Genomic DNA, 19,828 nt, shown 5'->3' on the forward strand with positions numbered 1-19,828 from the left:
TTTACTGCTGTGAAGCTCTGAATAACTTCAGTTCATCCCAGGTAAATTTATTCCCGTATTTTTCTTTCAATCCGTTGAGAGATTCTTCGTTGTAGCCTTCAAAAGCTTCAGCCAAATCTTGTATTACGCCTTCCGGAAGGATGTCTGATAATGCCACTTTTCCGGACTGGATTAATTTGACAAAATGAGTCACTATGGTCTGTTGCGTTAGTTTGCGAAGACCAGCGATTTCGGGTATAGAATTGTTTTGCTGCCAAAGTTCATAGGTTTCCTCCACCGTTGATTTTTTAGGTAGTTTTTTCGCTTTTTTCTTTGGCATATAACGCTCTTCATCATAATCATCATCTACCAATGTAGCGTGAGTATTCTTGAATTCCTCACGAATGGCATCCAGTTTTTTCGATTTATAGGATTTAATTTCCTGTGAATCCAGATTCTCTTTACAGATTTCCTGACCTGATGCCACAATTTCTATGAGTCTTTTGGCTTTCATCAAACGTAACACGGCCTTTGTCTGCAATTCTTCCAAAGCATAGAGTTCCTGAAAAAAGGTTTTTGCTTTCTTTACGCGTTTTACTTCTTCCAGTTTCCACAGGATTTCATAAACCAGCTGGTCCATTGGTTTTAAGAAATAATCGTGGGCAGCCTGAATTCGTTCCAAAACAAACTGAATATCATGCGCTTCATCAAAAAATAGCTTATCCAGCTGGCACATGAATTTTGTAGCCGGTTCCGTAAGTGCACCAATGGATTCTGCCTGCCTTTTCGCCCATTGCATATGCTTTGATTTTTCAGATTTTTCAGCATCTTCATTGTAGCTGTATTGATGGTTCCGCCATTCCTGTGCCAATTCTTTCCAATCAAAACTGTTTTTCAGATAGTTATGAATAAAATTTAGTGTCTCTTTTTCCAGGGAAGACTGCAATAGTTCTTCAGAAGCCTTGTTATTGGAATATTGCATGACATCATAGTCATTCGAAATGCCATTCATTTGCAATGGAGAAAGCAAAATAAGCCCTTCTAACGAACGAAGTCGTGACAGAGCAACATAGGCCTGCCCGGGAAGAAAAACCTGCGATACGTCAAGCACAGCTTTGTCAAAAGTTAATCCCTGGCTTTTATGAACGGTTATTGCCCACGCTAATTTAATCGGATAATGAGTAAAAGTACCTAAAACATCCTCTACGATTTCCTTAGTATTGGGGTCAACAGAATATCTAATGTTTTGCCATTCATATCTTTCTACTTCAATGGTCTTGTTTTCATCCGGAAAATGAACCAGTATTTCCTGCTCAGACAACGATTTTACGATGCCCATTTTTCCGTTGAAATAATTCTTTTCCAATGAAAGGTCATTTTTTACAAACATAATCTGGGCTCCAACTTTCAGGTTCAGCCTTTCATCAACAGGATATATCTTTTCAGGGAAATCGCCAACAATTTCAGGTAAAAATGTCAGTTGTTTTTCCTGTAAATCAACTAATGACTGTTCGTTTATAGCATCAGCTTTCGCATTATGCGTTGTCAGGGTAATATATCCCTTATTCTGTTTGAGGTCAAAATCCGGCCTTACATAGTGGTTCAGATTTTTGATGTCTTCTGCATCTACCTGATTGTTACGGAGATTGTTCAATATCGATATAAATTTATCATCGGTCTGACGAAAAATTTTTGAAAGTTCAATGTACAATGGCGGATATTGCTGCATTACATGCGAATGGAAAAAGAATTTTCCCCGGTAGTAGTTTTTCAGGACTTCCCATTCTTCATTTTTAACAACGGGCGGAAGCTGCAATAAATCACCTATGAATAATACCTGAGCACCACCAAACGGAAGTTCTTTTCTTCGTATGCTCCTCATTGTAAAGTCAATAGCATCCAATAAATCGGCCCGAAGCATACTCACTTCATCAATTATCAGCAATTCCATATTCAAAATCACTGATTTTTTGGTACCATTCATCTTGAAATGGCGCTTTAAGGTGTCTTTGGTTTCGAACTTTATGGTATCTGAAAAGTGGGGTGTTTTATTGTATTCCGGGATAAAACCCGCAAACGGAAGCTGAAACATGGAATGAATCGTAACACCTCCCGCGTTCAAAGCGGCGATGCCTGTTGGAGCCACAACTACCGTATTTTTATGTGTTGACTGGATTATTTCTCTTAAAAGAGTGGTTTTTCCGGTTCCGGCTTTACCGGTTAGGAATAGAGAACGCTGGGTTTGGTTGATGAATTTGAGCGTATAGGATGCTGCTTCAGAAATTGGTTGCATTGGCTTGTAGTTTTCGAATAGGGAAAAATAGTCAATTTTTTGAAATATTTCCAAAAAAAATGCCTTCTCGGGGAAGGCATCTTATAGAATTTATTTTTTCTCTTCAGTTTTTGCAGTATCCTTTGTTTCTGTTTTTTCTGGAGCTTTATAATTGTCATTCAATTCTTTAACTATTTTATCCGTGATGTCATATCCTTCTTTTGCATATAGAACCGTAGCAGCATCACCTGTTCCGTAGATATAAGAATAACCATTCTTTTTACCGTAATCTTTTATGTATTTTCTTACTTTGCTAACTACAGAATCCCTTTCAACAGCTGCTTCTTTTTGTAACTGTTGGCTCATAGCTTGCTGGGCATAAGTTAGTTGCTGTTCTTTTTTCTGCAACTCAGAGCCTTTTCTCTGTGCCCATTCTGGTCCATTTGCCTGTGCATTTCTACGGAAATTATCGGCTTCTTCCTGGAATTTTTTAATTTCAAGTTCCAATTCTCTGCCCATAACTTTCGATTTTTCTTCAAACTTGGCCTGAAGGTCTTTCGATTCTGTATATTCTTCCATCAATTTTACAGTATCGATATACGCTGTTTTTTCTGATGTGCTTTTTTCTTCGGCTTTGTTGCAAGAAAATAATGAGATTGCTATTGCAATGGCTACTATTGATTTTTTCATTCTGTGTTCTTTATTTTTTAATTGGGTCAAAAATAGAAAAAAAATGTTACAAATGGCTTAAGTGTAAATTTTCGGGCTTTTTCTTTATATAAAATTATTTTATGGTTTAAAAAACGAGCATAAATTCTGACTATCAAAAACGGATTGAAATAAGGCTATTTAAGACACTTTCAAAAAAAGACGATGTCTTTTCATATTGCCCTTAAAAATCTTCCAACTCCCGCTTTTATTTTAATTTTTAGCGTTTTTTAGCACATAAATGTGCGAAGAATATTCAAATTTCTCCTTTGCTTTCCAATTTGATTTCAAACCGATAAAAAATGCTTTAATAAAATTCATTTTTCCGGTTTTGTATTTTTCAGATAGAAGACTCACATAAAATGAATCAAATTTCATCGGCAGGATTTTTACAAGCTCAATATTTTCGTTTTGAAATAATTTTTTGATTGCCGTTTTTGAAAAATGCCACAAATGTCTTGGCGTATCATATGCTGCCCAAAATTCACCATAGTATTTTGCATCGTATGATTTAAAATTAGGTACGGCAATAATAATCGCGCCATTTGGCTTTAGCAATCTTTTTAATTCTTTTATTTGATTCTGTAAATCCGGAACGTGTTCTAAAACGTGCCACATGGTTATAATATCAAAAGAATGGTCATTAAAATCAGCTACCGGTTTTAATTCTATTCCTTTTTTGGCTGCAATTAACCTTGCTTTTTCACTTGGCTCTACACCTATTACATTCCAGCCGTCATTTTTAGCTGTTAAAAGAAAATCTCCGGTTCCCGCACCAATATCCAAAAGCTTACCTTTTTTTTTCAGGCTATTAACCAGGCTTAGTTTATTTTTTAGGGCAATATTTTTTATGAAGTGATAGGCTTTTTCAAAAATAGAACGTTTACTATCTGTATGCGATATATAATCGTCACTTTCGTAATATTTGGAAAGTTCTGTGCCTTTTGGTTGAGGTGAAGTAATCAGCATGTCCAAATCTTCGTCATGTAATAACTCGAAAACTTCTTTCGAAACAGAATTGTCTTTTACAGTTTGGTAATGCTTATGATTTGTTGAGGTCATTGTTTAAATTGGATGTATTCGTCTTTAAGATTTTTAAGATAAGCCGTTACTTTGTTTTGAAACATGGATTTATTGGAAAGACAATCTTCATTAAATTCATTAATTATTGAGATAGCAATAAATTTTGGCTGGCCTCCTACAATGTTAGCTATATTTTCTTGGTTTTGTACCGCAAAGTTTGAAAAACCGAAATATTTATCAAACTCTGAATTTTCATAGACAATAAGCTTATACTTGTCGCCATCAATCGTAATCCAAAACTCTCTTGTGAGATAATTATCCAATTTGTATTTAATAGCGAGAAATTGCTCAAACGGAAGATTTTTTAAATTGTTTTCAAAAATAAACGCATTAAGTGGTTTCGTGCCCAGAACTTCTTTTCCGTTTTCAGAGATATAATAGTCGTCTATCATAAAAGCCTGTTTGGTTCCAATGCAGCTTTGTAAAACAAAAATTATCAAAAGAATTGAGACAATTCCTTTGATAATGCGGTTTTGAGTACTTCGTTCCACGTGAAACATATTATCTTCCCATATGAATTAGTAATACGGAAATATCACTTGGAGAAACTCCGCTAATACGAGAAGCTTGTGATAATGTTACCGGGCGTATTTTTTTGAACTTTTCACGGGCTTCATGCGACAATGATTTAATCTTATCATAATCGAAAGATTCCGGAATTTTCACATCTTCCAAACGCGTCAGCTTATCAGCATTATTTTTTTCTTTTTCAATATAGCCTGAATATTTCACCTGTATTTCGGCTTGCTCTAATACTTCCTTATCAAGATTGTTGTCCTTAACATATTGAGCTACCTTTTCAAATTTCAGTATGTCTTCTAAATCAATCTGCGGGCGTGAGAAAACTTTAAACATTTTGTCGGGTTGCGAAATCAGGGCAGAACCTTTTTCTTCCAATATCGGATTCGTTTCTGCAACTGTTACGCTTGTTTCTTTAAAGAAATTAACCATTGCTTCTGATTCGTTTAATTTTTTCTCCATTCTGCGCATACGGGATTCAGAAGCTAAGCCAATCTCAAAAGATTTTGGCGTTAATCTGAAATCTGCATTATCCTGACGCAATAAGGTCCTATATTCTGCCCTCGAAGTAAACATACGATAGGGTTCTTCCGTTCCTTTCGTAATTAGGTCATCAATAAGCACCCCAATATAAGCTTCATCTCTTCTTAAAATTAGCGGGTCTTTTTCATGCACTTTTAAATGCGCATTGATACCGGCCATTAATCCTTGCGATGCAGCTTCTTCATAACCTGTAGTTCCATTAATCTGTCCGGCGAAATACAAACCTTCAACCAGTTTCGTTTCCAACGTATGTTTTAACTGCGTAGGCGGGAAATAATCATATTCGATGGCATAACCCGGTCTGAAGAATTTTACATTCTCAAAACCAACCACAGAACGCAGTGCTTTGAACTGCACTTCTTCCGGTAGTGATGTGGAAAATCCATTTACATAGACTTCAACCGTATTCCATCCTTCTGGTTCTACAAACAATTGGTGTCTTTCCTTATCTGCAAAACGGTTTATCTTATCTTCAATTGACGGACAATATCTTGGCCCAAGGCTTTTGATTCTTCCATTAAACATTGGAGAACGGTCAAATCCTTCACGTAGTAAATCATGAACCTGTAACGACGTATAGGTCATATAACATGATTTTTGATGTGCTAGCGGCTTGGTTTCGTCAGAATAGGAAAACTTATCCGGGTTTACATCACCTGGCTGTTCTTCCATTTTAGAATAATCTAAAGAACGTCCATCAACACGTGGTGGCGTTCCTGTTTTCATTCTTCCTGAGGTAAATCCGGCACGAACCAAATCTTCCGTGATACCATAAGCGGCTCCTTCACCTGCCCTACCGCCACCAAATTGTTTTTCTCCGATATGAATCAATCCATTCAGGAAAGTTCCATTGGTGAGAACAACAGACTTTGCTTTTATTTCGATTCCAAGCGATGTCTTGATTCCTTTTATCTTACCATCTTCAATAATCAAACCTTTTACCATTTCCTGATAGAAATCAAGATTTGGTGTTCTTTCCAGCATCAATCTCCATTCTTCTGCAAAACGCATCCTGTCGCTTTGAACTCTTGGCGACCACATTGCCGGACCTTTTGATTTATTGAGCATCTTGAACTGTATGGCCGTTTTGTCTGAAACAATTCCGGAATATCCGCCGAGGGCATCAATTTCTCTCACGATTTGTCCCTTTGCTATTCCTCCCATTGCCGGATTACACGACATCTGGGCTATGTTCTGCAAGCTCATTGTAACCAATAAGGTTTTCGAACCCAAATTGGCCGCTGCCGCGGCCGCTTCTGAACCAGCGTGTCCGGCTCCAACCACAATCACATCGTAGGTTTCTTGAAACATTTTTTTATCCTCTCTTTACGATTTTGGAAACCAAAATCTTATTGTGTTCCACGTGGAACGTTTAGTAATTTTTATTCTTTTGAAAAGATGTTTAAGCTATTGTTTCACGTGGAACATTGCAATCTTTTCATCTTCTTTTGAACGCATCAATAACTCATCTTCCTCAGATTTGTCCTTGTATCCTGCAAAGTGTAATATGCCATGAGCAAGCACTCTTTTCAATTCTTCGTCAAAACTCACGTTGAAATCTTTCGCATTGTCTGCTACTCTTTCTACTGAAACGAAAATATCTCCGTGTAATTCATTGCCTATGGAATAATCAAAACTAATAATGTCTGTTAAAGTGTCATGATCAAGATATTTGACATTGATTTCATGCAGGTATTCGTCATCACAGAAGATATAATTAATATCTCCTTCTTTTTTAGATTCTGAAACAATAACCTCTGAAAGCCACTTCTCTATTTTATCCTCATTTGGCAATTCAAACTCGGTTTCGTAATTAAAGCTAATCATCTTTTCTAAAGTATTCTTGAACCTTCTGGTTAAAATTTGGCCGCAAAGGTAGTGTTTGTCTGTTTAATATTTCAATACTATTTAAATATTGCTTTAAGGCTGGAGAAATAGCATTCGTTTGATTATTGTATTCTTTTTTGTTAGTCTGCGACTGGCGCTTCTTTTCTTCACCTTGCTGTTGGATTGCATTATCCAATTTCAATAATTCGTGTTTCAGGTTAAGCATCTTTTGAAGCGTTTCATTCTTGAAACCTTTATTCAACAAATCCTTTTCAATCTGCTTCATTTGGTTCAACGCATTCTGTCCACTACCACCCATTCCTTCTTTTTCTAAAGCCTTTTGCAATGCTTCACGCAAGCGTTGCTGTTCTTTGTAAATCTCTAATATTTCACCCGCATTGCCTTCACCGTCTTCTCCTCCTTCACCCTCTTTGTTTCCACTTTTAGAATTCTTACCTTTTCCTTCCTTACCAGGTTTTCCATCCTTACCCTCATTACCTTCTCCTTGTTTTTCACCTTTCTTCATACCCTCTTTCATCTTTTCACCCAATCCTTTCTGCTTCTCAATAATGTCAGGAAGTTGCATTCCCTGACCTTGACCCTGCTTAGGCTTCCCAGCACCGGAACCGGACATTTGCATCTGCATTTGCATGCTGTTTAAAATCTCACTCAGGAAATCGGCCAACTTATTGGATGAAGCGACGGCATATTGCTGGTGTGATACACCTTTTTGAATCTGGGCATCAGATAAGGTTTCCAAAGCCTTGTCAACATTGTAATGCACGTTACCAATTTCTGTAGTGATGTTCTCACCCAGTTTTGGATTCCTCAACGACATGGCAAACAAACTATCATCAACATGTTTGAATTGTTGTTTTAAATCCTGCTGTATTTTCAGGTTTTTATTAAATGAAAGCGAACCTTTTTTAAGTCCCTTAAAGTTCTTCATCAGGTCTTCCTGTGAGAAGGAATAAGCCAATAAATTATCCAGAATCTGACGCAGCATTTTCACGTCTTCTTCCAACTGTTCCATTTCTCCACCGGCCATACTTTCCATCATGGCACCGCTCATCTGTTTCATTTTTTGAGCAGCACTTTTTTGTTTAGGTTTGGCTTTGGCTTTCTGGTCTTTTTTTAATTCGTCAGATGCTTTCTTTAAATCCTCACCTATACTCTTTTCAGTTTGTTCGTCTTTGGGTAAGTCAATCGGTTTTTTTAATTGCTCGTTATCTTTTTCAAGTTGGTCCAATTCCTTTTGAATCTTCTCAAATTCCTTATTTATATCCTCCTGATTTTCGACAGAATTTTCTTTATCTTTATTAGACAAGGCTTCCTGTTTCTCAGAAAGCTTATCTAATTTTTCAGCCAACTGTTCAGCCTTTTTTTCTACATAATATTTCTTCGTAAGCTCAACTAGCTGCTCTAAATTTTTAGTCTGATTTTTTGAACTCTGTTTGAATTTATCAATCTTTTCAAACAGTTCTTCTTCTCTTAATTTTTCAGATAATTTCTGTAATTCATCCAATAACTTTTCATTCTTTTCGATTTCCTTTTCAGCCTTCTCAAGACGCTCTTTTAATTCTTCTTTGAACTCGTCTTTCTTATCGGTTTTAAACTTATCGAGGTTGTCTTCCATCTTTTTGGAAAACTCTTTCATCATTTGTTCCTGTTGTTTTTGGCGTTGGATAAAATCATTAACCTTTTGTTGGTCTTTAAATTCCAGGTTTGTTTTTTCTTTACCCAACTTTTGTAGTTTGTCAATTTCTGACAATTGCTTATCCTGGTTTTTAATTGACTTTTCTAAACTGTTGATGTTGTCATTTTGCTGCTGCAAATTCTGTTCTTCCTTTTCTTCGACAGTAGCTAACCTATCTGAGAAAACAGAAGATTTTGTAGATTTGAAACCATGCAGGGCATCATTATCAAAAACTTCAAAATAGTACTCATAGGAAACGCCTTCTTCTACGGGAAGCTGTCCGGGGAAAGAGAAAATGAACTGGTCAAAAACATCTTTTTTAACCGGCAAAGCCATCTTTTTGGCTTCATTAGTTTTGTTCTTCGGATAGAAAACAATCTGTAATTTTGATAATCCGTTATCATCAGAAACCTGTCCTACAATAACATTCTGGTTTAGTTTAAGGCTATCCGGTGCATTGTTCACCGCTATAGTTGGGAACTGGTCTTTGATAACAGAAATCTGATAATTCAGCTTTTCGTAGTGTTTCACTTTAGCATTTGAAGTCAAAATTTGATAATCCGTATTCTGAAAAATGCTTTTTGTAATCTGGAATGTATTCTCGTTAGAAGAAAATGGCGTAATTGTTTTTAAATCAGACCATTCGACAGATTTTGTTGCCAAAGTAGCCACTTTCCAAGTTACTTTAGTTCCTTCAGGTACAATTGCGTTTCCGGAGCCTTGTATGGTTTCTGATTTCTTATTCAAATAGGACGGAAAATTCAAAACCATTTCAAAATTGGCAATGGTTGGAACAGCTACAACAGCCAATTCAAAATCTTTGGTAGTAACCTGATTGGCTTCAATATGAAAACGTATGTTTTTAGACGGTCTTGTAAATTTATATTCAAAAAAACCCGGTTTTGTACTTTCCATAAAATAGCTTTCACCATCTATATAAATCATGGCATTTTCCGGAACTACTTTTCCTTGTGATTTTACCTGGAGTACAAAATCATTTCCTTGTTCAGTTTGCAAAGAAGGATTTATAATTTCGAAAGCAAACGGAGCCGGTGGTGAAAAGCGTTCGTTATAGCGCACTACTCTATTGAAGCTTTGGGTTATCATATCACTATTACCGGATATCATAAAAAAAGCAAAAAACAGGATTGGTATAATTGCCCACGGAAGAAATTTGATATTGCCTTTAAAGTTAATGGCATTACCAAAAGGAATCGGATTTAAGGTCTGTGCTTTCTGATCAATTGAAGCGAGTAATAATTCTGACTGATTGTTGTCATTTGACAATTGCAGGAAGTTTTTCAGTTTGTCATTAACTTCAGAAAAATGACTTCCTATGATTGCCGATGCCTCTTCATAATCAATTCCTTTCTGAAGTTTGAACAACTTGAAAATCGGGAACATTATAAACCGGAACAAAAGAAAAACTTCTACAGCTATGAATGCCCAAAACAAGATAGTCCTTCCCGTTGGTTTTAGCCAAAGAAAGTATTCGACAAAAAGCGTAAACAGCAAATACAGTAATCCTAACCCAATAAAGAAAATCAATCCTTTGAGTAGTTCATTTGCATAATACTTCTTGATAAATGCTTCTAATTTGTCGTAAATCAGTGTTTTATTATCCAAAATTGTCAATAGTTTCTTTATAACCGATAAAAATAGTAATTTATATTTATATGAAAGGTTAAAATTATGACGGCAGATGACAGATTGCAGACGGCGGATTTAAGATTTAAGATTGCAGATTTATACTGAGTTATTGTCTGAAAACTGCTTATTGTGAACTGATAACTTTTAACTAAAATCGTATCTTTGCACCAAAATTTACTCAAAATGTCTAGACCTATTCGCGTTCGTTTTGCGCCAAGTCCAACAGGACCTTTACACATTGGTGGCGTTAGAACAGCCCTTTTCAATTATCTGTTTGCTAAAAAACATGGTGGTGTTTTTTACCTTCGTGTAGAAGATACTGACCAAAACCGTTTTGTGCCGGGAGCCGAAGCTTATATTCTGGAAGCTTTGGAATGGCTTGGAATTGCTCCGGATGAAACTGTTGGAAAAAATGAAAAATTTGGACCCTATCGCCAAAGCGAAAGAAAACATTTGTATAAAGAATATGCTGACCAATTGGTACAATCTGGTTGGGCCTATTATGCGTTTGATACTGCTGAAGATTTGGACCAATTGCGCAAGAACGAAGAAGAACAGGGAAAAACATTTATTTACAATCACGGAAACCGTGAGCAATTGGATAATTCATTGACCAATTCTGCTGAAAAGACGGCGCAAAGAATTGCAAATGGTGAGGAATATGTTATCCGTTTCAAAACTCCGGTTAATGAGATTTTGCACTTGAACGATATGATTCGTGGTGAAGTAAAATTTGACACCAATCTATTAGATGATAAGGTTTTGTTCAAGGGTGACGGAATGCCAACCTATCACTTAGCAAATATAGTAGACGACCATTTGATGGAAACTTCACATGTAATTCGTGGGGAGGAATGGCTTCCATCACTACCATTACACGTTTTATTGTACAGAGCTTTTAATTGGGAAGCTCCGGAATTTGCCCACCTTCCCTTGATTCTAAAACCGGTTGGAAATGGCAAGCTTTCAAAAAGAGACGGTGATAAACTTGGTTTTCCGGTATTTCCTTTAGAATGGAAAGACCCTAGTTCCGGAGAAATTTCTTCAGGCTACAGAGAAAAAGGATTTCTTCCGGAAGCTGTAATCAATTTCCTGGCTCTATTAGGCTGGAGTTCCGGAACCGATCAGGAATTATTTACCCTTGATGAACTGATAACAGCTTTTGATTTGGAAAGAGTCCATAAAGCAGGCGCTAAGTTTGACCCTGATAAAAACAAATGGTTCAACCACCAGTATATCCAAAGAGCAGATAATAATGATTTAGCACAACAGCTTTCAAATGTATTGCTGGAAAAAGGCATCAATAAGCCTATTGAATTTTTAACAGAAGTTGTTCGTTTGGTAAAAGAGCGTGCTACTTTTGCTTCAGAACTTTGGGAAGTGTCTGAATTCTTTTTCCTGGCTCCGACTTCTTATGATGAAAAAGCAGCTAAAAACTGGAAACCGGAAACAGCTGAGTTGATGGAGAAGCTTATTAGTGTTTTAGAAAACACTTTGGATTTTTCGACTGAAAATGTTGAAAATACAGTCAAAACATGGATGACAGAAAATGAAATCGGAATGGGTAAAATTATGCAGCCTTTACGATTGAGCCTGGTTGGTTCTTTAAAAGGGCCTCACCTATTTGACATTATGAGCATGATTGGAAAAGAAGAAACGATTGCAAGAATTCGAAAAGCAGTTGACAGCTTGAAATAAATTAAAAGAGCCTTTCAGAAATGAGAGGCTTTTTTTGTACCTTAACCCAATTAACTTTAAACTTTGTATCATGGATCTAAACATTCCTTTGTATGTATTTTTATTCTTCGCCTTATTTATCTTCTTTTCGTCGTTCTTTACAGTAAAGCAACAGACTGCTGCCATAATAGAACGTTTTGGTAAATACCAAAGCATCCGTCATTCCGGATTACAATTAAAAATTCCGATAGTAGATAAAATTGCAGGTAAGATTAATTTGAAAATCCAGCAACTTGACGTTATCATTGAAACCAAAACGAAAGAAAACGTATTTGTAAAAATGAAAGTTTCTGTACAGTTTAAAGTAATTCAGGATAAAGTGTACGAAGCTTTTTATAAATTGGAATATCCACATGACCAGATTACATCCTATGTATTTGACGTAGTTCGAGCGGAGGTTCCTAAGTTAAAATTGGATGATGTTTTCGAAAGAAAAGACGATATCGCTATTGCCGTAAAACGCGAATTGAATGAGGCTATGACCACTTACGGTTATGATATTATCAATACGCTTATTACGGATATTGATCCGGATATTCAGGTAAAAAATGCCATGAACCGAATTAACGCAGCCGATAGAGAGAAATCTGCAGCAGAATATGAAGCAGAAGCAGGAAGAATCAGAATTGTTGCAAAAGCAAAAGCGGAAGCAGAAAGTAAAAGATTACAAGGACAGGGTATTGCTGACCAGAGACGTGAAATTGCCCGTGGTTTGGTAGAAAGTGTGGATGTATTGAACAAAGTAGGAATCAATTCACAGGAGGCTTCTGCCCTAATTGTTGTAACACAACATTATGATACTTTACAGGCCATTGGTGCAGATGCCAATTCTAATCTTATATTACTTCCTAATTCTCCTCAAGCCGGTAGTGACATGTTGAATAATATGGTAGCTTCCTTTACAGCTTCTAATCAGGTTGGTGAAGCTATGAAACGTGCCAAAGCATTTGACAAGACAGAAAAGAAATCAACTCCTAAACCACCTACACCACCTCATTTACCAGAAAGTGGCGATGTTGAAGGTTATGATTCAACCAAATAAAAAAAGAGGCTCATAGAGCCTCTTTTTTGTTTATAGACGAAAAATCTTTTTCGTCAGATAAGCTATCCCGACATTCTTGAGTGGTCCGGATAAACTTCCTATAATGCTTAATGCTATTCCCGGAACTGTTCCCAGGATATTTTTTGCAGTAAAACTGTCTTTGGTCTCATGAAAACTTTTGTTCATTTTTTCATAGGCCAAATCCTTCTCTACTTTCAAAATCTGAAGTTCCCTGTTTATTTCTTCATATGAAGAATAGCTCTTTACTTGCATAAGCTTTAATTTTAATATTTTTTGAAAAATAATCTTGAAAATGTTCTCAGAATCGGACCTTCCACAATTTTATCCTGGATATAATATACCAATATGGCAAGAACAAGATAAATTGCTCCGACAATTAAGAATCCATAAGCAAAATTATCCAGTCCATATCCAATTGCTAATGCCAATGCAATTGAAAAAAACAGGGTTACAATCACCAACATAACGCTCAAAAGAAATAATTTAAGCATTAAGGTGGTAGATTTCATTGCAATTTTGAAACCCCAAAGTTTATAGTAGGCAATATTAGCATCTAAAAATTCTTTGGCTCGGTCTTGCAGTTCGTCGGTGTTTTCTTTTATTTTTTCAAATGCCATAAAGCAGTTTTTTTATTTTTTACTAGCAGCTGTTGCTTGTGCTTTTAAATCAGCCAGTTTTTTTTCTAAAGCTGCAATTACATCTTCTTTGGTGTCTTGAGCATTGGCAACCAATTCATCAAAACCGGATTCCAAATCTACTTTTGCTCTTGAAAATTTACTTTTTACCTGATCTGATAATTGGTTGAATTTGTTTTGCAATTCATCTTTTTGGTGGTCAAATCCATCTTTGATTTTTTTTCTGGTCTTCTGACCTTTGTCTGGCGCAAATAAAATTCCTACTGCTGCACCAATTGCAGCTCCAGCTAATATTCCGATTACTGTGTTCGTTCTTGACATAACTTTTCTTTTTTTAGGTTAATAAACTAAAGTTACAGTAAATTTTAACATTTTGGTGTTAACAACCAGTTAAAGTATGCCAAAGTTTGTCAAAACCCTCATATACCTCATTAAATCGATTTTCAAAGAGCTATCTATATATTTACATTACTATTTTTAAAAAATGTCCTAAAATCAATTTATGGAAGTCAATTTTAATTATTAAAAATTATACTATTTCTATTTTTTATAGAAAATCTAAATAATAGAAAAGCCCCTGAATTCAGGAGCTTTTCATATATAAAATTTATAGTTTTTAATTTTGCGAAAGTAAATTCAGAACTTCTTCATTTTTTTCTGAATTTTTTAATTCGTCGAGTTGCGAAGAAAACTCCAAACGATTTGCTTCATCATTTTTTAAATTTTTGATGACTTCCAATCGAACATAAGGAGATTCGCTTTTAAGTGACATTGAATACAATTTATGTAATATTTCCGTTTCAACATCCGAAGTTTTTAGTGCTGAATATTTGAGAAGATAATTGGAAAATAACAAAGAGCTTTTGTTATTATTAATATTCTTCTTTAAAGTATTCTGCAACAAACTAAAATTAGCCACATTTGCCAACTCATCCCCTATTGCCTTTTCTACAGCGTTTCTTTCTTCCTGAGTGGCTACTTTGAAATATTTATTAATTTCTTTAAGGGAATTATTAATAATATTTTCTTCTTTTTTACCTTTTTCTTCCCAGGTATCTTTCAAAGAAACTGTTCTGTTGAAAACTAATCTTTTATCTGTAGAATCCTTATCTACAGTAAAATAACCCAATCTTTGGAACTGGAACTTATCTTCATTTTTAGCCTCTTTCAAACTTGGTTCCAAATAACCGGTAACGACCTGAAGCGAATTTGGGTTTACAAATTCCAGGAAATCCTTTCCTTTATGAGTATCCGGAGATTCATCTGTAAAAAGTCGGTCATACAGGCGCACTTCCGCTTCAATCGCATGGGCAATAGAAACCCAATGCAATGTACCTGATACTTTTCTTTGGCTTGCTTCTGTACCGCTACCACTTAAACTATCCGTATCATAGGTCACATGGATTTCTGTAATATTTCCATTAGCGTCTTTTACAACACTTTCACCTTTAATGATATAGGCATTTTTCAATCGTACTTCTTTTCCAAGCGTCAATCTAAAAAACTTGCCTGTAGCTTCTTCTAAAAAGTCTTCCCTTTCAATATACAATTCTCTTGAAAAAGGTACTTTTCTGAATCCTGCATTTTCATCTTCCTGATTATTTTCTGCATCCAGCCACTCTTCTTTTCCTTCCGGATAATTGGTAATAACCAGCTTTACAGGATCCAAAACTGCCATAACACGAGGTGCCGTTTTGTTTAAATCTTCACGTATGCAGAATTCCAAAACAGAAACATCAATCAAATTATCACGTTTGGCAATACCAATAGTGTGGGCAAAATTGCGGATAGAAGCCGGAGTATATCCTCTTCTTCTCAATCCGGAAACAGTTGACATTCTTGGGTCATCCCATCCGTTAACATGTTTATCTTCAACTAATTTTAATAGTTTTCTTTTACTTACAACCGTATGCGAAAGATTCCTTCTTGCAAATTCTCTTTGTTTTGGGCGAATGCTTTTGTTATCATAAATCTGATCCAGGAACCAGTCATATAATTCTCTGTGAGGCAAAAATTCAAGCGTACAGAAAGAATGCGAAATTTGTTCTAAATAATCGCTTTCACCATGTGCCCAGTCATACATTGGATAAATTTTCCAGGCATCACCTGTCCTGTGATGGTGTTTGTGTAATATGCGATACATAATAGGATCACGCATCAGCATATTTGTTGATTTCATATCTATTTTTGCTCTCAAAATATGTGTTCCTTCCGGAAATTCGCCATTTTTCATTCTTTCGAATAAATCAAGGTTTTCTTCTACAGAGCGATTACGGTAAGGACTATCCACTCCTGGAGTAGAAGGCGTCCCTTTTTGCTGAGCCATTTCTTCAGAAGTCTGGCTGTCTACATAAGCTTTTCCTTTCTTAATAAATTCAACAGCCCAATCGTATAATTGCTGGAAATAGTCAGAAGCATAACATTCGTGTTCCCATTGGTATCCCAACCATTGTACATCACGTTTGATTGCATCAACAAATTCCTGCTCTTCTTTGGCAGGGTTGGTGTCGTCAAAACGAAGATTAACAGGTGCTTGATAATCAATGCCTAATCCAAAATTTAAAGCAATCGAGCTTGCATGTCCGATATGCAAATAACCGTTGGGTTCAGGCGGGAAACGAAAACGTAATTTCTGTTGAGACAAGCCATTTTTAATATCTTCTTCAATGATTTGCTCAATAAAATTCAGTGATTTTTCTTCTGATGCCATATTCATAAATTAAGACCGCAAAGTTATTCATTTTGCCAAGAAAATGCTTAATTTTTATTCTTTAATACCTAATTTTGAACAACGAAATTATATAACGGAAATCTCCAATCAAAAAATACATCTTACCATGGGAATTATCAAGCTAAAAAACATCAGAACCTATTCATTTCATGGTTGTTTAGTCGAAGAAAGCAAAATCGGTTCTGATTATTCCGTAGACCTGGAAATCAAAACCGATATGCGTAAATCTATGGAAACAGATGAACTGGAAGATACTGTGGATTATGTTCACCTCAATAAAATAGTAAGGGAAGAAATGGCTGTTCGTTCCAAACTTTTAGAGCATGTAGCTCATAGAATTGTACAGCGTATATTTAGAGAAATAGCTTCTGTTTCCAGAATAATTGTTGCTGTTTCAAAAATAAATCCTCCAATTGGTGGTGATGTTGAAGCAGTTACCATTCAACTGGAGGAATATAGAAGCTAACTATTTTTTCATTTTATATTTTTTCTCTTTATAAAGGTCTGAAGCTGCAGTAACGTGAGCCAATGCGTCTTTAGCCAATTCTTCGTCTAATTTCACAGGCGTCAAAACCGTATCATTTTCAATTTTAAACTGCAATGCTTTTTTATTAGGTTGCATAATCACTACCTGATCCTCAACTCGGAAAGCATTGATATCGTGAAACTGCATGATGGATCTTCCTTTGGTTTCCGGCTTTAGGTCATGAATATTTCTTCCCGGCATTGGCGTCTGTACTTTCATTCCAAGCATACTTAATAACGTTGGCGGAATATCAATCTGACTGCTCAATTTATCATATTTCTCACCTTTTGGAACCTGAGGCCCTATAATCAAGGCAGGAATTCGGAACTTTTTAATAGGCACTAAATGCTTTCCGTAGGTTCTTGTATTATGGTCTGCAATTACAATAAAAACCGTATTCTTGAAATAGTCTTCTTTTTTGGCCAATTCAAAGAATTTACCAATAGAAAAATCAGCATATTTCATAGCGTTGTTGACCGTATTTTTATTCTTGTCAAACAATTGGATTCTTCCGTCAGGAAACTCAAAAGGTTCGTGGTTAGATGTTGAAAACATCAAAGAAAAGAAAGGTTTATCTTTTTGTGATTTGAAATATTCATTTGCTTTAGTAACCAAATCTTCATCAGAATAGCCCCAGGTACCTTTAAAAGCATATTTCTTTTTGTCTTTGTCAAAATCAGCCTCATCAATGATATTGTGAAAGCCATTTCCGTTAAAGAACGAGCCCATATTATCAAAATTTGCGCTTCCACCATAGATAAAACTTGTATCATATCCTTTGCTTTTTAATAGTTCTGCCAACGTAAAAAAGCCAGATTGTGAATTGCTTAATTTGACAACGCTTTCTGACGGAGAAGGTAAAAATCCGGTTACTACTGCTTCAATACCTCTGACACTTCGTGTACCGGTACAATACAAATTTGTAAATAATAAACCTTCTTTTGACAATTTATCTAAATTAGGCGTTAGTGGCTTCCCTCCTAAACATCCTACATATTCTGCTCCAAGACTTTCCTGAAGAAAAATAACCAGGTTATAAGGCTTTTCTCTTAATGAATCCGGGTTTTGATTGTGCAATAAAGGCAATTGAGGATCTGTAAAATCTTCCGGCAAGGCAGTCATGTATTTTTTCACTCTGGCATATGCTTCACTGCTTTCCATTTTGCCATACATTTTTGCGGCATTGTTTTCATTTTTTAAAGAATAGGCTGCAAAAGCTACGGTATAAAAAGAATTCAATCCGATGCAATTCGTCAACTGATCTGTTGAAAAAATAGCATTACTTGCGTTTATAGGACGTTTTGAAGTTAAACTGGAACGAGCTCCAAAAAACAATAAAAAGGCCACCAAAGGGAATAAAATCAGCTTTGTTTTGTAATTCTGGAATGACGGATAAAACAATTTTTTTCCTTTTTTGAAACCAAAATAAACTGCCACACTCAAAAACGCCACCGCAAACAGCATTGAAGGCAGGTAACTTTTTAATAGAGTTCCCATTACTTCCTTAGGATAAATCAAATAATCAAGGAAAAGTCTGTTTGGTCTGGTATCGTATTGGGCTATGAAATCAGGAGTAGAAAGTTCCATTAAAAGGAACAGAAATAAGAATAAAAGAAAATAGATATGGAAAAACTTCTTGATTTTTTGCAGAAAACGGTCTGGCAAAAGACAGATTAAAACCGCAGGAAGGAAAGAAATATAACATAAAATGATAAGGTCAAAACGCAATCCGATTGGAAAAATATACCAATAATTTTCCGTTTCGCTTATCCTATCTTTGTATAAGAAAAAAAGCAATATCCTGCTTAATGTCATAATTATCAATCCGATAGAAATAAAATTAAATAATGGCTTTAGAAAATGGAACTTTTTAAACATGGCTTTTTTGATTTTGTTTCAGCCAAAAGTAAAATTTATTATTATCAAATAGTTAAAATTAAAAATTAATATTTGCTAAAGATTTTCTTGCGTTACAGCAAATAATATGTAAATTTGCCATCCAAACAGTTATGGCGTCGTGGCCGAGTGGCTAGGCTGGGCTCTGCAAAAGCTCCTACAGCGGTTCGAATCCGCTCGATGCCTCCAAAAGAAAAAGAGATACTTTTCAGTATCTCTTTTTTTATTTTCCAGGTGTTACAATACCCTTATTTTTTTCTGTTTTCTATTTTTTCTAAAGCCGATTTGACAAGCTTCTGGTCACTCGGAAACCACCCTTGCAACATGATGGAGAATCCAAAAATTATTAAAAGTATGCTTGTGATTTTTTTGATTTTTAGAATATTGGAAGAAGTCATTTTACTTTTTAATCTTTTGGCCAGAAACATTTTGGCCAGGTCAACCATTAGATAAGTTCCGATAACCGATGCGAAAAAAACTATCAGTCTGGAAGTTTTCAAATCAAGCTGAGGTCCAAAAGTAATGATAATCAATAACCAGAATCCAAGTACTCCAACATTGATAAAATTGAGTAGAAATCCTTTTATAAAAAGGCTACCGTAATTTTTTTTAATAAGTTCAACTTCTGCTTCTTCTGAAATATTTTTACTTGCTTTGTTGAGTTTTAGGTATGAAATTATACCATAAGTAAGCATAATCAGCCCTCCAAAAATAAAAAGTGCCGGTTCATCTTTTAAACTGTTGATAAGTCGGTAACTGCTGAAATAAGCAATACAGATGAAAAGAACATCTGCTACTATGACTCCAAAATCGAAAACCAATGCAGCGCGAATGCCTTTGACTGCCGCGGTTTCAAGCAATATAAAAAAAACAGGCCCAATCATAAAACATAGGAATAAACCTAGAGGAATGCCTGTTAAGATGTCTTGAATCATTAAAAAAGGATTGTAATTTTTGAAAGTT

Annotated in this window: 16 protein-coding genes and 1 tRNA gene; 4 read left to right on the plus strand and 13 right to left on the minus strand. The window is 35.6% G+C overall.

The window, feature by feature from the left end; all coding sequences use genetic code 11:
* Window position 1 precedes the first annotated feature (1 nt).
* The 7 genes from BGO88_RS07250 to BGO88_RS07280 form a co-directional block, all read right to left on the minus strand.
* A complete protein-coding gene (locus BGO88_RS07250) occupies window positions 2–2,272 on the minus strand; it encodes a helix-turn-helix domain-containing protein (RefSeq protein ID WP_286706446.1) in 2,271 nt (756 codons plus the stop codon).
* Window positions 2,273–2,362: 90 nt separating this feature from the next.
* Complete coding sequence (locus BGO88_RS07255; RefSeq protein WP_056067390.1) at window positions 2,363–2,941, minus strand: OmpH/Skp family outer membrane protein; 579 nt, start codon at window positions 2,939–2,941, stop codon at window positions 2,363–2,365.
* A 231-nt stretch (window positions 2,942–3,172) separates the two neighbouring features.
* Window positions 3,173–4,021 (minus strand): class I SAM-dependent methyltransferase, encoded by an 849-nt coding sequence (locus tag BGO88_RS07260; protein ID WP_286706447.1) that lies wholly within the window; start codon window positions 4,019–4,021, stop codon window positions 3,173–3,175.
* Complete coding sequence (locus BGO88_RS07265; protein WP_286706448.1) at window positions 4,018–4,434, minus strand: hypothetical protein; 417 nt, start codon at window positions 4,432–4,434, stop codon at window positions 4,018–4,020. Before BGO88_RS07265 ends, BGO88_RS07260 begins: the two co-directional genes overlap by 4 nt.
* A gap of 109 nt (window positions 4,435–4,543) precedes the next feature.
* On the minus strand, window positions 4,544–6,415 hold the full coding sequence (gene mnmG / locus BGO88_RS07270) for a tRNA uridine-5-carboxymethylaminomethyl(34) synthesis enzyme MnmG (protein WP_286706449.1): 1,872 nt from the start codon (window positions 6,413–6,415) through the stop codon (window positions 4,544–4,546).
* Window positions 6,416–6,511: 96 nt separating this feature from the next.
* A complete protein-coding gene (gene ybeY, locus BGO88_RS07275; RefSeq protein ID WP_286706450.1) occupies window positions 6,512–6,931 on the minus strand; it encodes an rRNA maturation RNase YbeY in 420 nt (139 codons plus the stop codon).
* Complete coding sequence (locus BGO88_RS07280; RefSeq protein WP_286706451.1) at window positions 6,924–10,253, minus strand: coiled-coil domain-containing protein; 3,330 nt, start codon at window positions 10,251–10,253, stop codon at window positions 6,924–6,926. Before BGO88_RS07280 ends, ybeY begins: the two co-directional genes overlap by 8 nt.
* A gap of 207 nt (window positions 10,254–10,460) precedes the next feature.
* Between BGO88_RS07280 and gltX the strand changes: the two genes are divergently transcribed.
* Window positions 10,461–11,975, plus strand: a complete 1,515-nt coding sequence (gene gltX / locus BGO88_RS07285; RefSeq protein WP_286706452.1) for a glutamate--tRNA ligase — start codon at window positions 10,461–10,463, stop codon at window positions 11,973–11,975.
* A gap of 70 nt (window positions 11,976–12,045) precedes the next feature.
* Entirely contained in the window at window positions 12,046–13,056 is a 1,011-nt protein-coding gene (locus tag BGO88_RS07290; protein ID WP_056067091.1) for an SPFH domain-containing protein, read from the plus strand.
* A 30-nt stretch (window positions 13,057–13,086) separates the two neighbouring features.
* Here the strand turns inward: BGO88_RS07290 and BGO88_RS07295 are convergent, their stop codons facing one another.
* The 4 genes from BGO88_RS07295 to BGO88_RS07310 all read right to left on the minus strand — a co-directional run bounded on the left by BGO88_RS07295 (window position 13,087) and on the right by BGO88_RS07310 (window position 16,422).
* Window positions 13,087–13,329, minus strand: a complete 243-nt coding sequence (locus tag BGO88_RS07295; protein WP_056067094.1) for a DUF6327 family protein — start codon at window positions 13,327–13,329, stop codon at window positions 13,087–13,089.
* 11 nt (window positions 13,330–13,340) lie between these two features.
* The gene (locus BGO88_RS07300; protein ID WP_056067095.1) at window positions 13,341–13,694 is read right to left on the minus strand and encodes a hypothetical protein; all 354 of its coding nucleotides are present in this window, start codon (window positions 13,692–13,694) and stop codon (window positions 13,341–13,343) included.
* Between the two features lie 12 nt (window positions 13,695–13,706).
* A complete protein-coding gene (locus tag BGO88_RS07305) occupies window positions 13,707–14,033 on the minus strand; it encodes a YtxH domain-containing protein (protein WP_101470999.1) in 327 nt (108 codons plus the stop codon).
* A gap of 295 nt (window positions 14,034–14,328) precedes the next feature.
* Window positions 14,329–16,422, minus strand: a complete 2,094-nt coding sequence (locus tag BGO88_RS07310; RefSeq protein ID WP_286706453.1) for a glutamine--tRNA ligase/YqeY domain fusion protein — start codon at window positions 16,420–16,422, stop codon at window positions 14,329–14,331.
* A gap of 127 nt (window positions 16,423–16,549) precedes the next feature.
* On the opposite strand from BGO88_RS07310, the gene folB reads away from it, so the two are divergent.
* Window positions 16,550–16,909, plus strand: coding sequence for a dihydroneopterin aldolase (gene folB, locus BGO88_RS07315; RefSeq protein ID WP_286706454.1), 360 nt, complete (start codon window positions 16,550–16,552; stop codon window positions 16,907–16,909).
* On the opposite strand, the gene BGO88_RS07320 is transcribed toward folB, so the two are convergent.
* Window positions 16,910–18,847 carry an LTA synthase family protein gene (locus tag BGO88_RS07320; protein WP_286706455.1) on the minus strand — a complete coding sequence of 646 codons (1,938 nt, stop codon included), beginning with the start codon at window positions 18,845–18,847 and terminating at the stop codon, window positions 16,910–16,912.
* Between the two features lie 133 nt (window positions 18,848–18,980).
* Between BGO88_RS07320 and BGO88_RS07325 the strand changes: the two genes are divergently transcribed.
* A tRNA-Cys gene (locus BGO88_RS07325) sits at window positions 18,981–19,054 on the plus strand.
* A 59-nt stretch (window positions 19,055–19,113) separates the two neighbouring features.
* Here the strand turns inward: BGO88_RS07325 and BGO88_RS07330 are convergent.
* Entirely contained in the window at window positions 19,114–19,800 is a 687-nt protein-coding gene (locus BGO88_RS07330) for a LysE family translocator (protein ID WP_056067396.1), read from the minus strand.
* Between the last annotated feature and the right edge of the window lie 28 nt (window positions 19,801–19,828).

The sequence above is a fragment of the Flavobacterium sp. 38-13 genome, from assembly GCF_001899155.1.
GTDB lineage: Bacteria > Bacteroidota > Bacteroidia > Flavobacteriales > Flavobacteriaceae > Flavobacterium > Flavobacterium lindanitolerans.